The organism is Halomonas cibimaris (assembly GCF_055379665.1).
Genome location: NZ_AP043828.1, coordinates 522,366 through 547,675, shown reverse-complemented (window position 1 = coordinate 547,675; position 25,310 = coordinate 522,366). Strand labels below are relative to the sequence as shown.

18 protein-coding genes are annotated in these 25,310 nt (G+C 58.4%); 13 read left to right on the top strand and 5 right to left on the bottom strand.

Annotated features, from left to right (window positions below; all coding sequences use genetic code 11):
- Nucleotides 1–21: 21 nt before the first annotated feature.
- Nucleotides 22–1,005: an IS30 family transposase gene (locus ACZ415_RS02530; protein WP_344701089.1), complete on the bottom strand. Its 984-nt coding sequence runs from the start codon at nt 1,003–1,005 to the stop codon at nt 22–24.
- Nucleotides 1,006–1,505: 500 nt separating this feature from the next.
- On the opposite strand from ACZ415_RS02530, the gene ACZ415_RS02525 reads away from it, so the two are divergent.
- Nucleotides 1,506–3,728: a tyrosine-type recombinase/integrase gene (locus tag ACZ415_RS02525; RefSeq protein WP_344701084.1), complete on the top strand. Its 2,223-nt coding sequence runs from the start codon at nt 1,506–1,508 to the stop codon at nt 3,726–3,728.
- A gap of 64 nt (nt 3,729–3,792) precedes the next feature.
- On the opposite strand, the gene ACZ415_RS02520 is transcribed toward ACZ415_RS02525, so the two are convergent.
- Genes ACZ415_RS02520 through ACZ415_RS02505 form a run of 4 tightly spaced genes read right to left on the bottom strand, consistent with a single transcriptional unit; the run spans nt 3,793 to nt 5,803 of the window.
- Nucleotides 3,793–4,089: a hypothetical protein gene (locus ACZ415_RS02520; RefSeq protein WP_464387742.1), complete on the bottom strand. Its 297-nt coding sequence runs from the start codon at nt 4,087–4,089 to the stop codon at nt 3,793–3,795.
- Nucleotides 4,080–4,400 carry a hypothetical protein gene (locus tag ACZ415_RS02515; RefSeq protein ID WP_344701080.1) on the bottom strand — a complete coding sequence of 107 codons (321 nt, stop codon included), beginning with the start codon at nt 4,398–4,400 and terminating at the stop codon, nt 4,080–4,082. The genes ACZ415_RS02520 and ACZ415_RS02515 overlap by 10 nt, the downstream gene beginning before the upstream one ends.
- Nucleotides 4,401–4,410: 10 nt before the next feature.
- Complete coding sequence (locus tag ACZ415_RS02510; protein ID WP_344701078.1) at nt 4,411–5,574, bottom strand: site-specific integrase; 1,164 nt, start codon at nt 5,572–5,574, stop codon at nt 4,411–4,413.
- Nucleotides 5,567–5,803 carry a hypothetical protein gene (locus ACZ415_RS02505; protein WP_344701076.1) on the bottom strand — a complete coding sequence of 79 codons (237 nt, stop codon included), beginning with the start codon at nt 5,801–5,803 and terminating at the stop codon, nt 5,567–5,569. Before ACZ415_RS02505 ends, ACZ415_RS02510 begins: the two co-directional genes overlap by 8 nt.
- A gap of 144 nt (nt 5,804–5,947) precedes the next feature.
- Between ACZ415_RS02505 and ACZ415_RS02500 the strand changes: the two genes are divergently transcribed.
- The 12 genes from ACZ415_RS02500 to brxL all read left to right on the top strand — a co-directional run bounded on the left by ACZ415_RS02500 (nt 5,948) and on the right by brxL (nt 25,180).
- Nucleotides 5,948–6,166 (top strand): helix-turn-helix domain-containing protein, encoded by a 219-nt coding sequence (locus tag ACZ415_RS02500; RefSeq protein ID WP_344701074.1) that lies wholly within the window; start codon nt 5,948–5,950, stop codon nt 6,164–6,166.
- A 57-nt stretch (nt 6,167–6,223) separates the two neighbouring features.
- Nucleotides 6,224–7,042 carry a hypothetical protein gene (locus ACZ415_RS02495; protein WP_344701072.1) on the top strand — a complete coding sequence of 273 codons (819 nt, stop codon included), beginning with the start codon at nt 6,224–6,226 and terminating at the stop codon, nt 7,040–7,042.
- Entirely contained in the window at nt 7,035–7,586 is a 552-nt protein-coding gene (locus ACZ415_RS02490) for a BREX protein BrxB domain-containing protein (protein WP_344701070.1), read from the top strand. The genes ACZ415_RS02495 and ACZ415_RS02490 overlap by 8 nt, the downstream gene beginning before the upstream one ends.
- Nucleotides 7,587–7,637: 51 nt before the next feature.
- A complete protein-coding gene (gene brxC / locus ACZ415_RS02485; protein ID WP_344701068.1) occupies nt 7,638–11,072 on the top strand; it encodes a BREX system P-loop protein BrxC in 3,435 nt (1,144 codons plus the stop codon).
- Between the two features lie 14 nt (nt 11,073–11,086).
- Nucleotides 11,087–12,400 (top strand): AAA family ATPase, encoded by a 1,314-nt coding sequence (locus ACZ415_RS02480; protein WP_344701066.1) that lies wholly within the window; start codon nt 11,087–11,089, stop codon nt 12,398–12,400.
- Entirely contained in the window at nt 12,397–12,855 is a 459-nt protein-coding gene (locus ACZ415_RS02475) for a hypothetical protein (RefSeq protein WP_344701065.1), read from the top strand. The genes ACZ415_RS02480 and ACZ415_RS02475 overlap by 4 nt, the downstream gene beginning before the upstream one ends.
- Before the next feature lie 108 nt (nt 12,856–12,963).
- Nucleotides 12,964–16,374, top strand: a complete 3,411-nt coding sequence (locus ACZ415_RS02470) for an Eco57I restriction-modification methylase domain-containing protein (protein WP_344701063.1) — start codon at nt 12,964–12,966, stop codon at nt 16,372–16,374.
- A 36-nt stretch (nt 16,375–16,410) separates the two neighbouring features.
- Nucleotides 16,411–17,517, top strand: a complete 1,107-nt coding sequence (locus tag ACZ415_RS02465) for a hypothetical protein (protein WP_344701061.1) — start codon at nt 16,411–16,413, stop codon at nt 17,515–17,517.
- Nucleotides 17,510–18,817 carry a hypothetical protein gene (locus ACZ415_RS02460; protein ID WP_344701059.1) on the top strand — a complete coding sequence of 436 codons (1,308 nt, stop codon included), beginning with the start codon at nt 17,510–17,512 and terminating at the stop codon, nt 18,815–18,817. Before ACZ415_RS02465 ends, ACZ415_RS02460 begins: the two co-directional genes overlap by 8 nt.
- 1 nt (nt 18,818) lies before the next feature.
- The gene (locus ACZ415_RS02455; RefSeq protein ID WP_344701057.1) at nt 18,819–20,687 is read left to right on the top strand and encodes an Hsp70 family protein; all 1,869 of its coding nucleotides are present in this window, start codon (nt 18,819–18,821) and stop codon (nt 20,685–20,687) included.
- Nucleotides 20,688–20,741: 54 nt separating this feature from the next.
- A complete protein-coding gene (gene pglZ, locus ACZ415_RS02450) occupies nt 20,742–23,075 on the top strand; it encodes a BREX-1 system phosphatase PglZ type B (RefSeq protein WP_344701055.1) in 2,334 nt (777 codons plus the stop codon).
- Between the two features lie 44 nt (nt 23,076–23,119).
- A complete protein-coding gene (gene brxL, locus ACZ415_RS02445) occupies nt 23,120–25,180 on the top strand; it encodes a protease Lon-related BREX system protein BrxL (protein WP_344701053.1) in 2,061 nt (686 codons plus the stop codon).
- Nucleotides 25,181–25,310: the final 130 nt, after the last annotated feature.

Genomic DNA, 25,310 nt, shown 5'->3' with positions numbered 1-25,310 from the left:
ATCTTTATTTTCAAGCCAGCCTCATGAATAAGCCGGGGTATTCAGTGCTCCAGAGTACTCCCCCAGGAACACCTGTGCCGGTGTTCGATAGCCGAGTCGTTTTCGGGGGCGGTCATTGAGCTTTCTCACCACCCTGCGTAGCTCGGCATCGGTGACTTGGCGGAAGCTAGTTCCCTTGGGAAAATACTGCCGAATCAAGCCATTGGTGTTTTCATTGGTGCCACGTTGCCCTGAGCAATAGGCGTCGCAAAAGTAGGTTCTCGCTGCTACGGCGCTCGCCACGGCCTGGTGCTCCGAAAACTCCGAGCCATTATCCAGCGTGATCGTTTTCACCGCACCTCGACGAGGCTTCAGCAGGCGGATCATGGCCGCTTTCGTCAACGCCGCTGTAATGGTGGGTAGCCGTGCCGCCAATAGATAGCCGCTGCGTCGCTCAACCAGCGTGACGATGCCTGATTGCTTATGTCCCTGAAGCACCGTGTCACCCTCCCAGTGTCCGATGTAGCGCCGACTCTTAACCTCGGCTGGGCGATGTTCGATACCTACGCGACCAGGTATCTTGCCAAGCCCTGCGCTTTTGGCGTGAACACGGTGCTTGCTGCGCCTCTTGGGCTGCCGGAGATGCTGCCAAAGCGTGCCGCCGCGGGCCTTGTCCTCCCAGACCAGGGAATAAATCCACTGATGACTGACGCCGATACCGGCCAACGGTGCCATGAATCCACTGATCTGCTCTGGGCTCCATTCTTCACGAAGTCGGTCGGCCACCGCTGCGATCAAGCTGGGCAAGCGCTTCGTCCACTTGCGGGCGGTACGGCGTCGGTGATCGCTGCAAGCCTGAGCCTGTTCAGGATCATAGCCGCTGGCCGTCGCGTTGCGGCGCAGCTCACGGCTAATCGTGCTGTTGTGGAGCCCCAGTTCCCTGGCGATCTGTCGCTGGCTCCTGCCCAAGTCATGGCGGGCGTAAATCTGGTATCGTTGTGTCTGGGTCAGCTGTTGGTATCCCATGCTCTGCTTCACTTTGGTCGGTAAAGCAGGGAGGGTACCGGCACTGGCCCTCCTGCCTCTACCTTGTGGTCCAAAGTGCTGCAGTTATTCTATGAATTCAGGATACTGAAGCTAACACGCTGTACCGCCGGCTGTTTTTAAGCCCGATGAACCAGCTGCTACTGCTGAATTACTATCAACGAGTGGGGCAAGCGTGGCCCTCTCGAATCAACGTGGAAACCTGCTTTTTCTATTACGCCAAGCGTGTAGCACCGGCGAGGCCACCCAAAAGCTTGGGCTGGTTTATCGCCGCCGCTCACACCTCGACATCGCTGGATATGATGCCCCTATTGACGAGCTACGCCGGCAGTACGAGTGCTGCGCCGTCGCTACGACCGTCGACCTGGCATCGGCTGACTACCGGGCAAACGATCACGCTGGCGAGCCATCAGGATGACACCGATGCTACCGGCCTGACCTATGCACCGGTTCCGCCAAGGGCTTCCGAGCTGCCTGACCAAATGCAGCAGCTACGAAAGCTCCAGAGTGGTTTCACAACGTCTACGGGCCAAACGGGACGCGAGGCCAGCCTACAGCATATCGAGCGTTTTTTAACAGAATCGGATAAAAACAGCCCGCTGCTGAAGCTGCTGGCCGGCTGGGCAAAATCACTGATGCAGCACGGCGGCCGCGTCAAGTCCAGGTTGGCAGTCAGTTCGGTCGCAACGTACCTATCCAACATTGCACGTCCGCTGCTGGCTCATGGCTATGAGATTGACGACGTTCAAGCACTGGATGCCGGCGAGTGGCAGGCGCTCTATGAGCGTGTGATTAGCGACGCCAAAAATCCCGGCAGCCGTGCGCGCGTGCAAAATCGGTTACGGCAGTTTCATGACTATGTGATCGACACCCAGGCCGCGCCGGATGTTGAGCTGGAAGTGGGCAAGGGCACGGCGTCATTGGCGGATACCAATATCATTACCCCGGCGGAGTATCGGCGCGCCCTGGCGATTATTGAGAGCTCCCGGCAGCCCAAGCGCTTTCGTACCATGCAGTCGCTGGCGCTGATGCTGGGGTATCGGATGGGCCTACGGCGCAGCGAATGCGCGTCGCTGCTGGTACGCGACGTAGCCTACGTGTTGGATCATGACGAGGTGCCGGGCGAGCTGCTGATTCGTGCCAACCAGTTCCACAAGGGCAAAACGTACTCGGCCAAACGGCGGCTACCGCTATGGCTTTTAATGCCGGACGAAAAGCGCCAGCTAATCGACTGGTGCCAGCGTCGTCGCGGTGAAAGCACCACCCAGGCGGCTGAAAAACACCTGCTATTTTGCCGCAGCGGTGGCGGCACCTTGCCCCTGGGTGACAAGGAGATTTTCAGGCCCATTCAGACGGCGCTCAAAACGGTAAGCGGCGATGCAACGCTGCGCTACCATCACCTGCGTCATAGCTTTGTCACCTTCACGCTGCTGCGGCTGCTGGAGCGAACGCCCGGTGAGCTGTTACCAGATGCCTGGCAGCACGATGATGAAGGCCACATCGCCATGCCCAACCTGGACGCTGATATATCCGCGCAGGCAGGTCTTGTGCCGCACACCAGCCCTTCACGCAAGCGGCTCTGGCAGCTGGCACTCTGGGCCGGGCATGCCAGCCCCGATGAAACCCTGGACACGTATTCCCACCTGGTAGACTGGACGCTGGGCCATACCCTGCGCCAGCGCATTGATCCGCTGGTGACGATAGATATGCAAATGGAGCTGCTGAACGCGAGCTCCAAAACATCGCTGAGCAGCTGGCGCAGCCGACATAAGCTCCGTCGGGAAACCCATGCCAGCGACTTGCTGGAACCGACCCAAGGTGATTGGAAGCACTACTGCGCGGCGATGCCGCAGGAAGATGCCTGGCAGCTATACCGGCCACCGGCCGACAACCCCCTGGATACGCTGACGGATGCCGCCTTCGAGTGGCCAGAGGCCATCACAATTTACCAGGGCCTGCGGCTTATCGAGCAGCAGGAATACCGAGGCATCGACCCGAATACTGCGATCGAGCAAACGGCCAGGCGGTTTGTCGTGGCGCCCGACCAGCTGGCGGCATGGGTGGATAACGGCGAGCGGCTGATGCAGCAAAAGACGCGCCGGGATAAACAGCGCTTCAGTCGCCGAGAGCAGCAGGATCGACGCGACGAGTTGGCGGCAGCGCAGTATCTCTACATGCCCGAGCTGTACCGCTGCATGGCACCACCGATCAAGCCCCGTGTGCTCAAAGAAGCGGGACAATTCTTTCATCAATTGCTGGATTGGCATCATGATAAGCCCGATGAAGCCAAAGAAAGCCTGGCAATATTTCGCCGGCACATGCAGCGAAGCACCGGCCATATCACGCTGCCGGATGCCCATGCCATCCGCTGCATTCGCCGTATGCTCAGGCCGTTACGCTGCATGATCCATACGTGGCTGGTGGTAGAGGTGGAAGAAGCAGCCAAGAAAAAAGCGGTAAAAAGCTATTGGGCGCAGGAAACAGACATTCCGCAGCGTCGCATAGAGCTGGTGCCAGCGGCATCTAAATCGGGTAAAACGCGGCACTGGTACGGCAATGCTGACCTGAAAATTACCCGCGAAGCCAGCTACTCCAGCACTCAGCAGCCGCTATGGGAGGCAGTGCGTTTTTCCGCTTTTATGGCCCTGCTGGTCCTGGGATTAACCAGCAGCGACGAGGTACATGGCGCTGAGGCCGAGACATAAAAAGTATCCCCAGCCTACAATATCTGCGGGCTGGGGATAGGTCTTGCCGTAAATCGAAGTAGTATCAGCGTGGCAGAGGGTCGCTGACTACGTGATACGCCGTGAGAAAGCACAGCTGGATGCTGATGAACTTGGCCCATTTAGCCGTGGCTTGAATACGCTGTCCCATCTGCGGTACGCCGTGCGCGTTAACGTGGCGATCGGTAAGGTAAAAGTGGCAGCCGCCCTTGGCGCCGATCACATACAGCGCCCAGACTCGGTGCTCCATCAGCCACTCGGGACCCTCGACCCCAGCCACGTACACCTCATGCTCAAACACGCGGCCAGCCTTCGCTGCTTGTTGCGTTTGCGTTAATGCCATGACTGATCCTCCCAGGCCCACAGGGTGCGTTCCAGCTCGGCCAGCAGATGCGGAATAGCCTGGCGGTTGGCTTCAAGGCCCAGCTGCTTGAGCGTGAAGCTTGTCCATGTCACCAGCGCATCCAAATTGCTTTTTTCATCGCCGTTGCCCAACCACATTACCAGTCCGCTGCCGCTGGCGATGCTGGTGGCAGCTGCCAGAGACTCAGCCAGGCGCCGCTCCACACGGCGCTGAATTTTTGTATTTTGTTCAGCCCGGAGCGACCTTTCGATATCTTCGCGGGCTTTTTTGATAGCATCCAAGGTATACATCATCGTCTCCTTACGCCTGTTTTTGTTCCAGCATGCGCTCAAAGGCTGAGCCGTCCTGACGCGTCAGGTTGGGCACAAAACGCGAATACACGCGGAAGAGCATCTCGGTGGTGGTATGGCCCATTTGCCGAGCAATCCATTCCGGACTTTCACCGGCTGCCAGCCACAGCGTTGCGGCGGTGTGGCGCGTCTGATATGGGCGGCGAGGGCGCAGCTCCAACTCTTCCAGCAGCGGGTACCACACCCGCTTGGTCACATTGCGATGCGACAGCGCCGTACCCTTCCTGGTGGTAAACACCAAGCCGGTTTTGCCGGTTACCTCGTACTGCGCCTTGAGGGCGTCAAACACCGGCTGCGACATATCGATAGAGCGAAACGAGCCGTCGGTTTTGGTGGGGACGAACTCACCCGCGACCAGCGCCTGATGCACCAGAATTTGGCGCCGTGCAAAGTCCACGTGCTCCCAGGTCAGGCCGTCGATCTCACCGGTACGCATACCGGTAAAAAAGCGCACGGCGTAATACTCGTGAAAGTCCGGGCGCACCCGCTGGAGGATGCGCTGCACCTCCTCCAGCGTGAAGGGCTCCACGTCGGTGCGCGGCACGTTGAGCGATTTAATCCCGCGAAACGATGAGCTAAACTCGTAGCGGTCGGCGGCTTCATTCAGCATCATGCGCAAAGGCGTCATGATGTGGTTGATACGGCTAGCAGAGAGTGTCTTGCCGTTCCGGGAGCGAACTTTAGCGAGGGACGCTCGGAACTCAAGAATCTCTGCGCGGGTGATGCTGCCGACCTCTTTATCCCCCAAGGCAGGCACAATGTGCTGATCCAAGCACCCCCGCACCGTCACGATTTGCGTCTCACGCCATTCGATCTCCTTCTCGGCAAACCACGTCTCGGCGAACTCGCGCAGCAGCGGCGTCGCGTGATAGCCGCCTACGCTGGTCAGCGCGCGTTTGCTGAGCTTTTTGGCACGCGGGCTATCAGGGAAGTAGCGGCCGTAATCGAACGTGCCTAGCGTAATTTCCGCCTCGATCTTCTGCAGAATCCGCTCAAGCTTTTTACGGTTCGCCGCCGTATCCGGTAGCGCCGTCTGCTCGCGGCAGCGCTTGCCCAAGTAGTTAAAATCGAAAAACAGCTTCTGCGTCTCTTTGCGTACGGCAATCCTACCCATGACAAGTACCTCCACCCGCCATTGGCACACCCAGGCTTTCTTCCTTGGAATACAGCTGCATATCGCGCTCGATGGGCTCCCACAGGTACAGAATCTTGCGGCCGCCAAACGGACGGATGTAATGGATGCCTTCGATCAGCACATTGTCTTTCAGGCGCTCGCGAATGGTGCGGATGTCGTACTTGATCCGCTCGGCGAGCTCGCTGGTGGTCAGATAATGAACAGACATAGCCTGCCTCCTTGTGGTAGGCTCCAGAAGAACAATAAGGCTTCATATAAGGCCAAATGCCCTTCTGGAGACCAATATAGCCCATAAAAGATCTTTTGCAACCCTTTTTGTTCTTCTGTAGATCAAAAAGGGCTAGGAGGCGTGATGATTAAGTGTCACCTGTCCCGCATCATGGGGGAGAGAAAGTTGAAAATTGTCGATGTTGCACGTGATACCGGCATCAACCGAGGCACCGTGACGCGGCTGTATCACGAAACGGCCAGCCGCGTGGAGCTGGAGGTGGTGGCGGAGCTATGCCGCTATTTTGACTGCCAGGTGGGGGAGCTTTTTGAGTATGTGCCACTATCCAAGCGCTCTGAGTAGAAATACATATATACGATTCAGGCCACGCTGCTTTAAAACACTGTTTTGGAATCGAAAATGCTAACTACCGCTATCCTTGAGAGCTTGGGCTTTATCACCCGTAAAGGCGGCGTACACTCTTCACGCACCATCATGCTGGACGAGCTTTTGACCTTGTTTGAGCACGTGCCCGCTGATGCGGCCCCCACTGACTATCGCATCGCAATATGCGAATATAACTGTTTGGGTAAACGCTCAGGGCGTACTCGCCAATTAACGGCGCGACACTTGGCTGAACTATATGGTTTGGATCCCGACAACCCGGTAAGCGCAGGGCTGCGCTATTTTTGGTCTCGCGATGAGGCGGCACGTCCGATGCTTGCTTTGCTAGCCTCAATGGCACGCGATAGTTTGTTACGCGACACTGTCTCGATCATTCTCGCCAATCCCTGCGGAACATCCATAGCCAGGGTATGGCTAGAGGAGCAGATTGAGACGCTCTGGCCCAACCGGTTTAGCCCGGCTACGCGGAAATCATCAGCGCAAAACATCAATAGCAGCCTAACGAAGTCAGGGCACCTCCAGGGGCGAAGCAAAAAAATACGCCGGCAGCCTCCTGTGACGCCAGGTGCCGTCGCATATGCCCTGTATCTCTCTTGGCTGCAGGGTGACAGAGGAGAGCTTTTGCTACGCAGTCTGTATTGCCGGCTTCTGGAAGCGGGTGATGAGCGTGTGTTGGAATTGGCAGCACAAGCCTCAGCAAAAGGTTGGATCGTAATGCGCCACATTGACAACGTCATCGACGTTGCTTTTCCAGCGCAAAATAGCGTGGTTGAACGTGCGCTGACATACGGCGACGCCACGCCGGCTTTTCAGCAGGACAGCAGCCATGAGTAAAATCAATCGATTGGTGGGCTCCTATAGTCGTTTTGTCGGCTTGCCCTGGCGTGACGATGCTGCCGCTGCTCAGCGCGTGGTCTTTTGTATCTATCCAGAAACCGAGGAGTTGCGCGTTCGCGCCCATCTGGGGGAATTCGAACTAGCGACGCGGCAGGAAGGTCATGAGTGGGTTACCTTCGACCTTACCGACACCTTTGCCCAGTGGATGGGCGAGCAGGAGTATGCTGAGGCCTTCTTTGCTATGCCTAGCCAACTCAAGATGATTGATCATCATTATCTGGAGTGGCTGGAAGAGCGCTTTATTAACACCGTCAGGGAAAAAAATGCAGGCAGCAACCATGTGATAGCCCTGTATGGTGTGGGTAGCCTCTTTGGTTTTCTCAAGGTCAAGGCCGTAGTCGATAGCTTCGCTCACCATGTTAGCGGCCGCTTGGTGGTCATGTTTCCAGGCAGTTTTGAGAACAATAACTACCGACTGTTGGACGGCTACGACGGCTGGAACTATTTGGCTACGCCCATCACCGCTGATGGCGTGCGCTAAGCCAGCGCCACGAACAAATTTTTAACTTCGCTTTCCCAGGGGAACGGACGCATGCGCAACCGTGATATCTACGCCAAAGATCCATCTCAGCAGAGCCTGGTCAACGAGGGCGTTGCTTATGTTAACGATGACCGAAGTGAACTTGCCCAGGCAGCGCTGCGCTATGAGCTGGAGACCTTCGTCTGCGATGGCCAGTACGCCAGGGGCATGCAGGATATCCTCGATACTTACCTAAGTAACTTGAGTAGTGGTGCCACCCAGCAGCCGGGCGTATGGATCAGTGGTTTCTTCGGGTCGGGCAAGTCGCACATGGCCAAGATGCTGCGCAATCTTTGGGAAGACGTCACCCTTGATGACGGTGCCGCCGCACGCGGCCTCGTTCATTTGCCTCCAGAAATTCAGGATCTCTTCAAAGAGCTCTCCACTCAGGGGAAGCGTCACGGGGGGCTATTTTCCGCATCGGGTACCCTTGGTACCAGCGCGCGGGATACCAGCGCGCGTATGGCACTTCTCTCGATACTCTTTCGTGCGGCCGGGTTGCCTGCTAAGTATCCTGCCGCTCGCTTTGTCATGTGGCTAAAAGAAGAGGGGATTTTTGAGCAAATCCAACAGGCTGTCGAAGCCGAGGGAAAGCCCTGGCAGAAAGAAGTCGAGATGTTTACGGTCTCCACCACACTGCATCATGCATTAGTGGACGCAAAGCCCGAGCTCTTTAGCAGCACTCAAGCTTGCGCCCCGACACTGATGAACCTCTACCCAAACGTGGATGACGTCAGCAGCGATGATATGGTGAGTGCCATTCGGCAGGCGCTGTGTCGTGATGGAAAAATGCCACTCACACTGGTAGTGCTAGACGAAGTTCAGCAGTATATCGGTACTGATGGTCAGCGCTCCATCGAAGTTCAAGAGGCAATTGAAGCTTGTGGCAAACAAATAGGCAATCGTTTGATGGTGATCGGCACTGGCCAAACCGCCATCACCGGCACCAGCAACCTGGCTCGCCTTCAAGGCCGTTTTACGCTCCGTGTTGAACTGTCGGATGCCGACGTTGATGCCGTTATCCGCCAGGTGCTGTTAGCCAAGAAGCCCGAGGCCAAAAGCCCCGTTACCGAGATGATGGAGAATAACTTAGGTGAGATCTCTCGTCACCTGTCAGAAACCTCCATCGCCCATCGTCAGCAAGACATTCAGTACTTCGCCCAGGACTATCCCATCCTGCCGGTACGCCGACGCTTCTGGGATGCCGCTCTGAGAGTGCTTGACCAGACCGGCACCGATAGTCAGATCCGGGGCCAGCTTAGCCTGATACATTCCGCCATCAAGACAAATCTGGATGAGCCGCTTGGTCACGTAATTGCTGCCGATTATCTTTATTTCAACTTGTCGGACAAACTACTGCAGTTCCGCATACTGCCGCGCAAGCTTCACGATGCCAGCCTGCAGTGGCACAAAGGCAGTGAAGAAGAGCAGCTGACGGCTCGTGCCTGCGCCATTGTTTTTATCATCAACAAGGTGGCCAGCACCAATACCGAGCTCGGTCTGTATCCAACGCTGGCCAACATCGCCGATCTGCTGGTCGATGACCTCAAGGCGGGCAGCAGCTCGCTGCGCAGTCGCTTGCCTGGCTTGCTCGACAAATGTGAATTCATCATCAAAGTGGGTGATGAGTACCGTATCCAGACCGAGGAAAGCGCCGCTTGGAACGATGCCTTTCTGTCTCACCAGAGCGGTCTGGGCAATGCCACGCATCAGATCGAGGCCGAGCGTGACGACTTGATCCGTCAGCACTTTGCCAAGCAAGTCGGCAATCTTAGCGTGCCTCATGGTGAGTCCAAAGTGCCGCGCCCGCTCCACCCGTATTTTGACGTAGAGCTGCCCCGTGATGCAGCCGAAAAGCTCTATGTATGGGTGCGCAACGGCTGGTCCGACGACATTAGCCAAGTGCGCGCTGACGCCCTTCAGGCAGGGGCGGAATCCCCTACGCTATTTGTGTTCATCCCCAAGCGCTCTGCTGATGAACTACGTAGCCGGCTAATTGAGTTCAAGGCCGCCAGCGCTACTTTGGAAACACGCGGCACTCCAGGTACTCCCGAAGGGGAAGAAGCTCGCTCCGCCATGCAGACCACCCGCGACGCCGCCCAACGGCGTATTCGCGAATTACTGGGAGAAGCCTTTAACGGTGCCCAAACGTTTCAGGGCGGCGGTAACGAAATCGTTGGCTCGACCCTGCGTGAGGCGATTCAAGAAGGGGCCGAGAACGCTCTGACTCGCCTGCATCCCAAGTTCCATCAGGCTGACCATGCCAGCTGGGACAAAGTCTACGCCAAGGCCAAGCAGGGTGCCCCCGATGCTCTCAAGGCCGTGGGCTACGAGGGCGAGCCCCAAGCCCATCCGGTGTGCAAGGCCATTCTTAGTTATCTGGGCAACGGCAAGAAAGGCAGCGAGATCCGCGACCACTTCGAGCACGGCGACTACGGCTGGCCCCAGGACGCCATCGATGGCGCCCTGCAGGTGCTGCTGATCGCCGGGCAGATCCGTGCCAGTGATGGTACCGCTCCTCAGCAGCTTGATCGCCGCGCCATCGGCAAAACCGAGTTTCGCGTGGAGGCCACCACCATCTCCGCTGGCGAGCGCATCAAGATCCGCAAGGTGATGCAGAAGCTCGGCGTGCACGCCAAGTCCGGCGAGGAGTCAGCCAAGGCACCCGAATTCGCTGACAGACTCCGATCCCTGGCCGAACAGGCCGGGGGTGAACCGCCGACACCGGAAGCCCCCCGTCTGGATGCTCTTGAAGCCATTCGCACTAGCAGTGGTAACGATCAGCTAAAGGCCATCGTCAGCAACCAGGCCGAACTGCTCGCCGCCATCGACGAGTGGCAGGCCACTGCCGAGAAGCTTCAGCAGCGTCGCCCTGAATGGGTCACGCTCAAGCGCCTGGCCGATCATGCCAAGAGCCTGCCCGATGCAGAGCCGCTGCTCGTCCAGGTCAGCCAGATCCGCGAGCATCGCTCGCTGCTGGATGACCCCGACCCCGTCCAGCCGCTGCTGGCTAACTTCACCCAGCAGTTTCGTGACACCTTCAACGAACTCCAACAGCGCTATGCGGACGAACACGCCGCCGGCATGCAGCGTTTGGAGGCAGACGACAACTGGCAGCAACTCTCACCGGATCAGCGCTACGATCTGCTGGCCGCCAAGCGACTGACAGCAGCCGATGCGCCCGAGATCACCCTCGGCGCTACCGACCAGGTGCTGGAGACTCTGAACCACGTGCGTCCCGACGCTCTGGCCGACCGCATCGCCGCGCTTTCCAGCCGCTTCGACGAAGTGCTGGTCAAGGCTGCTGAGGAGATGGAGCCCGAGGTGCAGTTTGTCAGCCTGGCGCGCCGCACTCTCAAGAGCGAGGCCGATATCGAGGCCTGGCTGGATGAGGCTCGCCATGAGTTGCGCGAAGCCCTCCAAAACGGGCCGGTGATTACTCAGTAACCAAGGTCTATCTCATGCTGACATCCATTCAATTGACCAATTTCAAAAGCTACCGGCAGGCCAGGCTGGATCTGGCACCGCTAACGTTTCTGGTAGGGCCTAATGCGTCTGGCAAGAGTAATGCGCTGGAGGCTATTCGTCTGCTCAACTGGCTGGCAAAGGGCATGCGGCTGGATGATATTGAACGTGACATCCAGGGGGGAGATACCGTAGTGCGCGGCCAGGCACGCGATCTGTTTCGCCTTGAAGGGGAGCCATTCACACTGGATGCCCACCTGGCCGATGCCCCCGACGAGTGGTGTGATTTCTCTATTACGATCGATCAGTTAAGCAGTCGTCTCGTCGTCGCAAATGAGCAAATCACCAGCATCGACCAAACGGTGCCGCTCTACCGAGTGGACAGCGAGCCCAATGAGCATAGCGATGAAATTAGCATCGCCTACAATAATTTTATGAAAGGCCCCAGCAAGCCACATATCCCATGTTCCAACGGCCAGGCGGTGTTTTACCAGTTGGAAACCCCAGGACGGTTTCAGCAAAAACATACCAAAGCGCAAGAGCTGATACCCCAGGTGACCCGTGCTCTGCGTGATACGCTGCGTAATATTGTTTTTCTGGATCCGCGTCCAGCACAGATGCGTGATTACAAATATGCCGGAGATAAATTCCTTAAGGAAGATGGCAGTAACCTGTCCGCCGTGCTCTATCAACTATGCCAGAACGCGGAAAGCAAACAGGCACTGCTCGACTTTATTCGCTCGCTGCCGGAGCAGGATATTACCGACATTCAGTTCATCGAAACGCCTCGGCAGGACGTCATGGTTCGCCTGGAAGAGACGTTCGGCGAGCAGCAGCGTTTGGTGGACGCTCCATTGCTCTCCGATGGCACCCTGCGCGTACTGGCCGTGGGTGCCGCGCTGCTCTCGGCAGCCGAGGGCGCGCTGCTGATCATCGAAGAAGTCGACAATGGCGTACATCCTGGCCGCGCCGATGTGCTTGTCAATCAAATTCGCGAGGTGGCCAGCCAGCGGCAGCTGCGGGTACTGATGACCTCTCATAATCCCGCGCTTCTGGACGCTCTGCCGGATGCCGCCTTGGCTGATGTGCTGTGCTGCTACCGTGACCCGCAGCAGGGTGATAGCCGCTTGGTACGCCTTGGTGACATGCCGCGTTACAGCGAGCTGGTGGCCCAAGGGCCGCTGGGCCAGCTAATGACGCGCAAAGTGTTGGAACGCTTCCTTAAGGACGATACCTCATCCGAGCAGCGCCGCGACAGTGCCTTGGCCTGGCTGGAGCAGCTCAAGCAGGACTTGGAGTCTCAGGGATGAGTGCAATTTGCCTGATTGATACTTCGGTATTCGTGGAGATGCTCAGGGTTCCCGGTATGGACAGCCACTACGCTGACGTCCTCGCGGAACTGGAAGATCGGCTCACCCGAGGGGAATCTCTCTTCCTGCCTATGGCGACGATCCTGGAGACTGGCAACCATATCGGCCAGCACGGCGATGGCCGCGAGCGCCGAGCCTGCGCCCAGCGCTTTGTTCAGCAGGTTGGGGCGGCATTGAACGGCCAGAGCCCCTTCAAGCCGATCAACTTCCTGGAGGCCGAGCACTTGCAAGCCTGGTTGGCAGAGTTCCCCGACCATGCCGGCAGTGGCAGCGGTCTGGGAGACCTTTCCATCATCCACGACTGGCACCGGCTCTGTGAGCAGAACCCGCAGCGCCGAGTCATGATCTGGTCTCTAGATCACCACCTTGCAGGCTACGACCGCTCGGCACCGTAATGCACAAAATTGAGCATTAAATGCCGCCCAATGCGCAAATCAATGCTCACGTGCAATGGAATACGCATTCACAGAGATACCGTGGAAAGAAACAACAAGGACATCAGCATGCAGCCACTCGACAAGACACTCCGCAACCAGCTCGACCGCGCCGTACGCAAGGCCCGCCCGGTGGCCAAACAGGCCGCCGAGGCGGCACTTGGTCAGCTTGGGGTTGGCGAAGAAAATCCGCCCGGCTATTTAAGCGATGATCAGCGCGCCCTGCGTCGCCGGCTGCGTGCCCATGCCCGCAGCCTTGGCGACCCGCTTAAAAACGGCGCTCAAGCGGTCACACGGCTGATGGACGAGATTTCTTACGAGCACTGGCACCGCATGCTGTTTGCCCGCTTTTTGGCCGAGACCGAGCTGCTGATGTATGACGGCGTTGCCGTGACGTTGGAAGAATGCGAGGAACTGGCCGAAGAGGAAGGACACCCCAGCGGCTGGGCCATGGCGGCACAGCTGGCCAGCACCATGCTGCCCCAGGTGTTTCGCGTCGACAGTCCGGTATTCGAGCTGACCTTGGCCGCCGAGTATCAGCGCGAGCTGGAAGAGCTGCTGGCCGGCTTGCCGGGGGAAGTGTTCCACGCCAGCGACAGCTTGGGCTGGGTGTATCAGTTCTGGCAGACCGATAACAAGAAGAGAATCAATGACTCCGAGGTGAAGATCGGAGCCGACGAGTTGCCCGCGGTCACCCAGCTATTCACCGAGCCCTATATGGTCAGCTTCCTGCTGGATAACAGCTTGGGCGCCTGGTGGGCCGCCCGGCGCCTTTCGGAAACCGATCTAGCCAATGCCGAGAGCGAGCAGGAGCTGCGCGACAAGGCCAGCCTGCCGGGCGTGCCGCTAGAGTACCTGCGCTTCGTCAAGGACGAGGAGACCGGCCACTGGACACCCGCCGCTGGCACCTTCGACACCTGGCCGCAGAGCCTCGCTGATCTCAAGACCATGGACCCATGCTGCGGCAGCGGCCACTTCCTGGTCGCCACCCTGCTGATGCTGGTGCCCATGCGCATGGAGCTGGAGGGCCTCTCCGCCCGCGATGCCGTGGAAGCGGTGCTGCGCGACAACCTGCACGGCCTGGAGATCGACCAGCGCTGTGTGGAGCTCGCCGCCTTTGCCCTTGCCCTTACCGCCTGGCGCTACCCCGAAGCTGGCGGCTATCGCAAGCTGCCGGAAATGCACCTGGCCTGCTCCGGCCTGCCCATCAGCGTGGCCAAGGAGGAGTGGAAGGCACTGGGCCTTGGCAAAAAGAACCTTACCATCGCCCTGGACTGGCTCTACGACAGCTTCAAGGATGCCCCGATCCTTGGCAGCCTGCTCGACCCCACCCGCACCAGCGCCGCCAAGGTCGCCCAATGGGAGGAACTCTCTGAGGCTTTGAATCAGGCGCTCTCCAAGGAAAATAGCCAGGAAAACAGCGACGAGCAGCATGAAGCAGCCGTCACCGCCCAAGGCCTGGCTAAGGCAGCTAATTTGCTTGGTGAGCGATACCAGTGGATCATTACGAATGTCCCCTATAAAAAAGCAGCCGACCTTTCGCAAGGCATTCAACATCACATTGATGAGAACTTTCCAGCTGGGAGCGTTTCATTAGAAACTGCATTTTATGAAAGGTGTATGAATCTCTGCGCCAATCACGGGTTCTTATCTACCGTGCTTCCACAAAACTGGATGTTCCTTAAAACATATAAAAAATTTCGGGAGAAAGTCCTTAACTTTACAAAAATATCATCAATTGCCAGACTTGGACCAGGGGCATTTGAAACAATAAGCGGGGAGATTGTAAAGGCAATTCTCTTTTCATCGAAAAAAGAGCAGACGCTTGAAGTTGAAAAAAACAGCTCATTCTTCGGAATAGACGCATCCGCAAAAAAAGAAACAAGTGAAAAAGCTTTAGAACTCTACTCAGGGGAATTAAGGCTTCTAAAACAATCGGATAGCTTAAACAGCCCAGATAGCAGGGTATTGCTAGATGAGACTGGTAAAGGTGAGCTACTAAGCCTGCATGCGAGATCATTTGTCGGACTGCAAAATGGAGATACCGACCGATTCGTTTCAAATTTCTGGGAGAGAAATTATAATCCAAAAAAGTGGGCCCTTTTCCAAATGCCAACAGAGTCAACCCTCCACTTCAGCGGAAGGTCTGGCACTCTACTATGGGAAGATGGAAAAGGCGCTTTAGCTAACTCACATCAAGCATATATAAAAGGAAGAGATGCCTGGGGAAAAAAAGGCGTATGTATCAGATTAACTAAGCCGTGCCCAGCATCCATTTACAGCGGAGAGCTATATGATCAAAGCAGTGCAGCAATAATACCAAAAAACCAACTCGACACAGCTACACTTTGGGCCTATATAAAATCAAAAGAATTCAAAGATGAGCTTGAAAAAATAGATCAAAAAAGAAACGTAACTAATGCTACATTTGTCAAGGTTTCTGTTGATTTAGGGGGTTACAAGGTACAAGCACAAAAAGATTACCCTTTTGGCCTACCTCACCCTTATTCCGACGACCCCACCCAGTGGATCTTCCATGGCCACCCCTGCGGCTCAGTAATCTGGGACTATGAGGCCAAATGGACCGGCCATGGCCCGCTGCGTACCGACGACACGGTGCTTCAAGTCGCCGTGGCCCGGTTGCTGGGCTACCGCTGGCCGGCGGAACTTGACCCGGAGATGGAGTTGGCCGAGGAGCAACGCGAGTGGGTCAAGCGCTGTGAGGCGCTGCTCGGCCATGCCGACCGTGACGGCATCGTCTGCCTGCCCGCTGTGCGCCGTGAGCGGCGCGCCGTGGATCGGCTGGAGGGGCTGCTAGCCGACGCCTACGGCGATCAGTGGTCCGCCACCACCCGTGGCAAGCTGCTGGAGAGCGTCGATCACGCCGGCAAGGACCTGGAGAGCTGGCTGCGTGACAAGTTCTTCGCACAGCACTGCAAGCTGTTCCAGAACCGCCCCTTCATCTGGCACATCTGGGACGGCCTCAAGGACGGCTTCTCGGCGCTGGTGAACTACCATAAGCTCGACTACAAAAACCTGGAAACCCTGACCTATACCTACCTGGGCGACTGGATCACCCAGCAGAAGAAGCAGATAGCTGATGGCATTGACGGTGCCGAGGCCCGTCTGGCCGCCGCCGAGGCACTGCAAAAGAGCCTGGAGTTGATTCTTGAGGGTGAGGAGCCCTATGACATCTTCGTGCGCTGGAAGCCGCTGGAAGAGCAGCCCATCGGCTGGCACCCCGATCTCAACGACGGCGTTCGCCTCAATATTCGTCCTTTCATGATGGTTCCCGACGTGAAAAAGAAGGGCGCCGGCGTGCTGGTCCATAAGCCCAATATCCACTGGAAAAAAGACCGCGGCAAGGATGTGGAATCGGCCCCTTGGTATGACCTCGGGCCCCAGCTGGGCGGCGCCAAAGGTGACCGGATCAACGACTACCACCTCACGCTGGCAGCGAAGAAAGCGGCGAGAAATTAATAAAAAATCATGCTGTAAAGCGCAGGGAGGCTAACGATGGCCAAGATCACCGATGCGGTGGACCCCGGCAACGCCGGGGGCAGCGTGCTGATTCCCGAAATTCCGACGGAGCCCAACCAACCCGTCACCTTCAGATGTGACAAGTGCGGCGAAGTCTTCGCGGATCGCGAGGCTCGTCGACAACACGTCTTTGACCAGCACCCCTTCAAGCGCCCGCAGCTGCTGGTGGGTAGCCGCACCGTCAAGGATCGGGGAGAAGTAGTAGCCAGCCGGTTTCCGCAGGAAGACTGGGTGACCCAACAGGCAGAGCGAATCATGATCGACCTGCAGGAGGTCACTACTCGTCAGGCATGCAAGCGGCTTAGCGAGATCACCTCGGGCTTCCATGAGGTCACGCTGGCCAGCGCCGACTACTCGGTGACCTACCATATCGAATTCGATATCCCCACCGAGGCGCAGCTGGCCACGGTGGAGCGAGCCTTCAATACGCTGATCGTAAACCAGCCGCTGGAAAGTGACCGTATTGCCCAGTTCATCACGGTGGCCAAGCAGGAGGACGGAGCCCGGTATTACCTGGAAGGCGTCAGCGACTTCCTCTACGGCGTACTGGCCAAAGATCAGCGCGGCGGCACCAGCCTGAGCCATGATGACTATTCAGCGAAGTACCACACCGCCCGCGAGGCGCTACGCTTTCTCAACCGCCCACTGGCCAATCTGATCAAGGCGTTGGTCAACTTCAACGACAACGCCTTCTGCGAGGCGGAGGCCCAGGCACCCGGCGGCCAGGTCGCCATCGCCTGCCAGATATTGAATGGGCTGCGAGCCGGCAAGCGCTGCCTTGCGCCCGATGCCAAGATCGCTTCCGGCCATAACCTGCCGGTGGACACGCTGACCGCCGAGATCATGCGCTTCTGCAGCCTGCCGCTAACTGAGCAGCGGGAGCAGTTACCCCAGCTGGTTCACCTGGCCAGCAAGCGACTCACCACCGATCACGACCGGGTCAAGATCCAAGCCCTGGCCATGAACAGCTGCTGGGAAGCAGGCGACCATGAGCAGGCCTCCAGCTGGGCTAGGAAGCTACGCTACAGCCCGCTGTTCGAGGCCCTGGCCACCCGAATCATCGAGGAAGTAGAGAATGAGTGATGCCCCGAAGGACGAGAAAAAGTTTGTCCCGATCTTTAACAAAACCACGGGTGTCGCCTCACGGGGCAAGGCCCAGGCGGGCAAAGCTCTCAACGCCAATAAGCAGTCAGATACTGAGCCCTCGGCACCTGATGCCCTCCTAGAGGGGTCTCAGGAACATCGAGGGAGCCAGCAAGGCGGACAAGGCCACCCGATCGGCTCTAGTAGGGGCAGCGAATCAGGCGACAGGTCCAACCAGGAACTGGATAAGACATCTGACACTTCCACCCGGTCGAAGGGCAGCAAGGACATTACACGCGTCTCCGATATCATCCAGCGTTTCTATGCATCCTCGGGCGTGCCGAAGAAGATTACCGAGCCGGCCTTGAAGAAGCTGGAGGAACGCACCCTCTTAGCTGTCCAGCGCTCGGGGCTGCTTGAGCTCGCCCAGCGTGAGGACGCCTCGCTTGCCCGCACCCTGAACCTGGCCTTCGCCGCCTTCGAGATCCACAGCAATCGCACCATCAAGGATCTGCTACTGAAGTTCGCCGTTGATGCTGGCCGCGAAGGGTTCGACCTCGCCATGGAATCTGTCGATGACTGGCTACCGCTCACCGACGAGGAGCGTCCCCCCATCAAGGAGCTCTTCAGGCGCTATGCCGCCAGAACGGAGCAGATTGCGACCAACAAGGAGATGCCCGCCAAGGATAAGAAGAAGCGCCAGGCCAAGCTGCGCAACCTGTTGTTCTTGAGCATGATCTGGCAGGCCAACCAGGGGTGGGCCAGAGAGGAGGAGATCCTGCGCTTCCTGAGAGCGGAGGGCTTGTTTACCACCAGAACCCACTATCCCACCCAAGCGACAGAGGCGTTATTGAAGTCGGCCTACGCTCAAGCATCCACTGACTTCTCTCCGCTGGGCTGGCTATCACTCCAGATCGAGAATACCAGGACCCGCCAGGCCAGCGACCTTGAGCGGCTGGAGCGAGACGTAGAGCGCCTCACCAACGAGCGTGACCAGGCACGCCAGGCGCACTCGGCCCTACGCCGTGAGCACAACGCCCTGCTGGCAAGGGTAAAAGAGCTTGAGCAGTCACTTCATCACGAGAAGCAGAATGCCAAGACCACCAGTGTCCACCTGGAAGATGACAAGCACCGGTTACGCTCCCAGGTAGTCAAGGCACTGAGGAGCGAAGTGCCCCGCCTGGAGGAGGCACTGATCGCTCTGCAACGCGATCCGCCCAAGCTGCATATTGTCTCCCACTATGTGGATGAGACGCTAGGGCAACTTAAGAAGATCCTGAGTGATACAGAAGGAGAATGACATGGAAGTCTTCGGCTTCGATTTCGGCACCACCAACAGCCTAATCAGCCAGGTGATTGGTGGTCAGACGGTGGTATTCGACCAGGGAGAGGAACCCTATCCCTCGGTGGTCTGCTACGAGGGCGACAGTGTCATCTGTGGGAGCGAGGCCAAAAAGCGCCTCATGACCCACGAGATTGGCGTGATCGGCAACGTGGTGCGCTCACCCAAGATGCTGCTTAATCGGGAGCATGTGCATGTCGATGGTATCCCACGGCGCCCTCGGGACATGGTGGCAGATGTCGTCAAACACGTGGTAACGGGCACAGAGGAAGATCGGCGCTACCAGCATGACCGGGGTGTCAGCCGAGCTGTCGTCACGATTCCCGTCGATATGGACGGTAGGCAGCGTCGCGAACTTCGCGAGGCCTTCCACCAGGCTGGCCTGGTAATCGAGCAGTTCGTCCATGAACCCATGGCAGCACTCTATGGTTACCTACGTACCAAGGAGGACCCCGAGAACGAGATCCGTCGCCTGGAGGGGCAATATCTGCTGGTTTTCGACTGGGGCGGCGGCACCTTGGACCTGACGCTCTGCCAGGTACAGAACGGCATGCTTGTGCAGATCCGCAACGACGGCACTGACGAACTCGGTGGTGACGTGATGGACGAGGCAATTCGCCGAGAGGTCGAGAAACGCGCCGTCGAGGCGGCAGGGCTCGGCTCAGAGGAGGCGGATATCAACCCGGATGCCAGCTTGCGCCTCCTCACCCGGGCCGAGGAAGCCAAGATCAAGCTCTCCTCTCGGGAGCAGGAGCCCATCTACATCCCGGGATACTTCCGAAATGACGTGAAGGATGCCGATGTCGATATCCTGCTGACCCGCATCGAGCTTGAGAAGATCATTGGCCAGAAGATCCGACAGGGGGTTAAGCGTGCCAAGACCCTGATCGAGGCTGCCGACCTGACCACTTCCGATATCTCGCTGTGCCTCGCAACCGGCGGCATCGTTAACATGCCAGCAATCAAGTCGGGACTCTATGAGATGTTCGGCGCCACCCGCGTAGAGATCTCCGATCGTGGCTTCTCCATAATCTCGGAAGGGGCTGCCTGGATTGCCCATGACAAGGCACGCTTGCGGCTGGCCAAGAATATTGAGGTCCACGTGGCACGCAACCAGTACTTCCCTGTCATTGGCGCGGGCTATGAGATGCCCACTGCCGGTGAGGTCAGCGAGGCAGAAAGGCTGACGCTTTACTGCACCGATCCTCGCGATGGTGTCGGCAAGATTAGTCTGCTCTCACCTACCCGCCATGGGCGTCATGTTCAGGTCAATGATGCACGTCAGCCTCTGGCCTGTTTGAACGTCAAGATCGAGCCATCAATGGCAAAGCTCTTCGAACGGCTCATGCTTCAACTGGAGGTAGACGATAACCTGATCCTGCACGCATCGGCGAAGTCTGCCATCAGGGAGGATAGCGACAATGCGGATATCCACTCGCTGGAGTTCGGGCTGGATATCATGCAAGGCATCACGGGCCGTTCCATGAACGAGCCGCAGCAGCAAAGTAAAGGCGCCGAGAACTCTGCAAAAAAGCCTGAAGGTCGCAGCAGCCACAGCGAACAGCCAGTAGGAGGTATCCTGCTGCGACCCAATGTGGCAAGTCGCGAGGATCTCTCGCTGGTGCCAGGTGAAGCCCTGATCAAAAAGGAGATGGGCAGGCCAGGCGGCCATTTTCATCGAGCCGACGAACTGACCGACCTGCAGCGGGATGAGAGAGCCTCCTATGCGCCCTGCAGCTTCTGCGGGAAACGTGCCGGGGACCCAAAGTGCCATTGTCTATCCGAACAGAGCGGACATAAGCCCGGCAGTTTTCGGGTGACTTACTGATTTCCGTTAATCTATTGGGCTTTCAGCATCTGCAGTGAGGAGACAGGCCATACTATGGCTATCATGGAACAGCTCGTCAGAGCCATCCGCGGCGCCGCTGCTTATAACTCCGATGTGCAGGTCGCTCCCGCTTGCATCCTGTGGCCTGACCGCGAGCGGCTGTGGGAACCGGTGATCTCACAGATCCAGGCCGCGCTGCCTGAGCTACTGGTGCTGGGCGACTATGCGCCAGAGAAACGCCGTGGGCCGGCGATCTGGCTGCGCTGTGCCATCGCCGGCACCGTGGAGGGCATCGAGCTGGATGCAGAAACACCGCCGATCCTCTATCTGCCCGGCGTGGGCCGGCAGGATCTACGCGCCGTCAGCGAGTGCCCGGAAGCGCTCAAGCCGCTGGCCGAGCTGCAGTACCGCGGCGCGCTCTGGTCGCAGATCAACGCCAAGGACTGGACGCCACGCGCGTTTCTCACCTCCCAGCAGGGTGGACTGGGTTTGGATGTGGCCGGTGATGCCGCCACACGCCAGGCGCTGCTGGCCGCCCTGCCCCGCCTGCTCCGGGAGTCACTGACAGACTTGCAGGGCCGCCACCTGGACGCCGAGGCGTTCAATACCCTGCTCACCGGCGGCGACCCGGTGCGTGATCTGCTGGACTGGCTCAACCAGCCCGAGGCGATGAAAGCCAGCCGGCCCGACCATGAGTGGCAGGCCTTCTGTCAGGTGTGTCACTCACGCTATGGCATTCATCCGGAGCAGCAGAGCGTGCTGGATGCCCTGGAGCGCTTTACGCAGCGTCAGGGCAACTGGAAGACCGTCTGGACCCGCTTCACAGAAGCCCCCCACCACTACCCACAGCTGATCGAACAGCTGCGCCACCTCACCCCGCCTGACCTGGGGCTCTTCCCCGAACCTGACGATATGGCCGTCTGGCCACAACTCAATCGCCAGGAGGAGGAGCGCCTCTATCAAAGCCTTTGCTCGCTGGGCCAGCTGCCTGCGCATGAGGCACGGGAGCAACTGGCGCTTTTGGAGCAGGAGCACGGATATCGCCGTGACGGGGTGTGGGCCGAGCTGGGAGAAAGCCCGTTGGCAAAGGCGTTGGCTCCTCTGGCGGAACTAGCCCAAGTGACTAAACGCAGCCTAGCAGGCGGCCAGACTGAGGATATGCGCCAAGCCTACGCCAGCAGAGGCTGGAAAGCCGACGATGCCTTGCTCAGGGCGTTGGATGAAATCACTGGCCAGCGCGAGCAGGAGGCAATCTTTACTGCGATTCGCACGATGTATTTGCGTTGGGCCGACGAGGCTGCCCGCCACCTGCAGAAGGTGTGGCAGCCAGGGGTGGACGGCCTGAAGCGTGGCGAGGTGTCGCCCAATACCCGCCCCGGCGAGTGTGTGCTGTTCGTGGATGGTCTGCGATTTGACTGCGGCAAGCGCCTGACTCAGCGCCTTTTCGACCGGGGGCTTGACGTTGCCGAGCATACCGCTTGGGCCGCACTTCCCAGTGTCACTGGTACCGGTAAGTATGCGGTAGCGCCGATTCTGGACAGCGACGCCATACAGGACGAGCCGGACGGCTACCAGTTCACGCCTATCACTCGCCATCTATTCCAAAAGCTGCTGCGTGATAACGGCTGGCAGGTGCTGGAGCGTCGTCAGGTAGAGCAGCTGCACAAGGAAACCCTGGACACTTCCCGGCCGGCCTGGTGCGAGTTCGGTGATATCGATCATGCCGGCCATGAACGGGGCTGGAAGCTGGCTCAGAACGTGGATGACATGCTGGCCGAAGTGGCCGAGCGAATTCAGGCACTGCTGGCCCAGGGCTGGTCACAGGTGCGTGTGGTGACCGATCACGGCTGGCTGCTGCTGCCAGGGGAGTTGCCCAAGACCGAGTTGCCGGCCAGTCTGGTGGAAACCAAGTGGGGGCGCTGCGCCGAGCTCAAGTCGGGCGCCTACACCGATGCGGCCCGATTCCCATGGTACTGGAACGAACACGTACACTTCGCACTGGCGGAGAGCATCCACTGCTTCAAGGCGGGGGAGACCTATACCCATGGCGGGCTCAGCCTGCAGGAGTGCGTGATCCCTGAGCTAGTGGTGACAGGTAGCGCTGGTCCAAAGCCCTCGGCGCTGATCGACGATCTGGTATGGAAGGGGCTGCGCTGCACCCTGGTGGTGGAGGGCGAAAGCGATTGCCTGACCCTGGATATACGCCGCCACGCCGGGGACTCGGGCAGCAGCCTTGCGGTCTCGCCCAAACCCTTCAAGGCCGGCGGCAAGGCCTCGGTGGTGATCGAAGATGATGACCTCGAAGGAGAAACCGCTTACGCCGTTCTCCTAGATAACAACGGCCAGGTGGTGGCGCAGCGCTCTACCACTATTGGTGGAAACGCATAGCCCTCAATGACTGAATCTTGCTTCTCGGTGACATAGGAGACGTCATGGAACTCGATGATCTGGATCGCAAGGCAGCCGAGCTGCTGGATGGCTACTTGGTGCGCAAGGACTTGGTGCGAACCTTTGCCAGCCAATTTCCCGTGCCGACCTATGTCGTGGAGTTCCTGCTCGGCCGCTACTGTGCCAGCACCGATCCGGAGGAGATCGAGGAGGGCCTGGAGGTGGTGCAGCGGCAGCTGAAATCGCGCACTATCAAGGCCGGCGAGGAGGAGCTGTTCAAGGCTCGCGCCCGCGAGAAGGGCGAGATCAAGATCATCGATCTGATCCAGGCGCGTTTGGACACCAAAAACGATACCTACATGGCAAGCTTGCCAAGCCTCCGCTTGAATGACGTACGAATCCCCGATGACTTGGTTAGCACGCATGAACGCATGCTGACTGGGGGGTTCTATGCAGAAGTAACCCTTGAATATGACGCCAGCATCGCCCAGGAGCAAGGTGGACGCCCCTTCGGCATCCGCGCCCTGCGCGAGATCCAGCTCTCCAAACGCGACGTGCTCGACGAGCTGGCCAAGGCCCGCCCGCACTTCACCACCGAGGAATGGAAAGCCTTCTTGCTGCGTTCCACCGGCATCGAACCGGCGGGCCTCGACGAGCGCCAGAAGGACGCCATGCTGCTGCGCATGGTGCCGTTCGTGGAGCGCAACTATAACGTTGTAGAGCTGGGGCCCCGGGGTACCGGCAAGAGCCACTTGTTCCAGCAGGTATCACCCTATGCCCATCTGATCTCTGGCGGCAAGGCCACTGTAGCTAAAATGTTCGTCAACAATGCTAGTGGGCAGCGGGGTTTGGTATGCCAGTATGATGTGGTCTGTTTTGACGAAGTGTCGGGTATTTCGTTCGACAATAAAGACGGCGTCAACATCATGAAGGGCTATATGGAGAGCGGGGAGTTCTCCCGTGGCAAGGAGAGCATTCGCGCCGACGGTTCCATCGTGCTTGTCGGCAACTTCGAAGTGGATGTGGAACACCAGCAGCGCATCAGCCATCTGTTTGGGCCACTGCCGGAAGAGATGCGCCACGATACCGCCTTCATGGATCGCATCCATGCCTTTCTGCCCGGCTGGGATGTGCCCAAGGTCAGCAAGGAGCTGCTCACCGATCACTTCGGCCTGGTTAGCGACTTCCTCTCGGAGTGCTGGAGCCAGATGCGCAACCAGAGCCGCGTTTCACAGTGGCAGGGGCGTGTTTTCTTCGGTGGAGCCCTATCCGGCCGTGATACCAACGCCGTCAACAAAACCGCTAGTGGTCTGTTGAAACTGCTATATCCCGGCGATGACCTATATCCCAGCGACGACGACTTGGAGTGGGCCATTCATATCGGCATGGAGGCACGCCGACGGGTCAAGGAGCAGCAGAAGCGCATCGGCGCCGCCGAGTTCCGCAATACTCACTTCAGCTACACCATGGGCGAGGATGGCGTGGAGAAGTTTGTGGCCACCCCGGAGCTGCAGAGCGACAGCAGCATCGGAAACGACCCGCTGGAACCCGGCCAGGTGTGGAGCATCAGCCCCGGCGGCCAAGCCAGCAACGGCCAGGACGAGCACCCGGGCCTGTTCCGCATCGAAGTCAATGAGGGGCCCGGCACCGGCGTGAAGATCCTCAACAAGCCCGTTCCACCCGCTTTCAAGGAGAGCATCGGTTACGCCGAGCAGAACCTCTATGCGCGCGCCGGGCAACTGGTTGGCGACAAGGAGCCCCGACAGCATGAGTTCAACGTGCAATTACGCGCTTTCGACGCCGCTAAGGCTGGTACTAAGCTGGGCGTGGCGGCGCTTATCTCCATGAGCTCATCATTGCTCAGGCGCAGCCTTCGCGGGGGGCTGATTGTCGTCGGTGAGATAAATCTAGGTGGCTCTATTGAACCGATTCATAACCCAGTCACCCTGGTGGAAATCGCCGTGGAGAAAGGCGCTACGGCCATCCTGATGCCGGTTACCTGCCGAAAGCTGCTATTCGATCTCTCGGATGAGATGGCCACCAAGGTAGATATCCAATTTTATCTGGATGCACGTGACGCTTTGCTTAAGTCGTTGGGAGATTAGCCAGGCAATCAGCCGTGATCAGCTGGCGCTTCACGACCAGGCTTGTGTCAAAATTCTGTGCCAACGCGCGGCCAGAGGTCATTAGATGAAAATGGAGCGCAAAGCGATGTGTCAGCAAACGTGGCGCAGA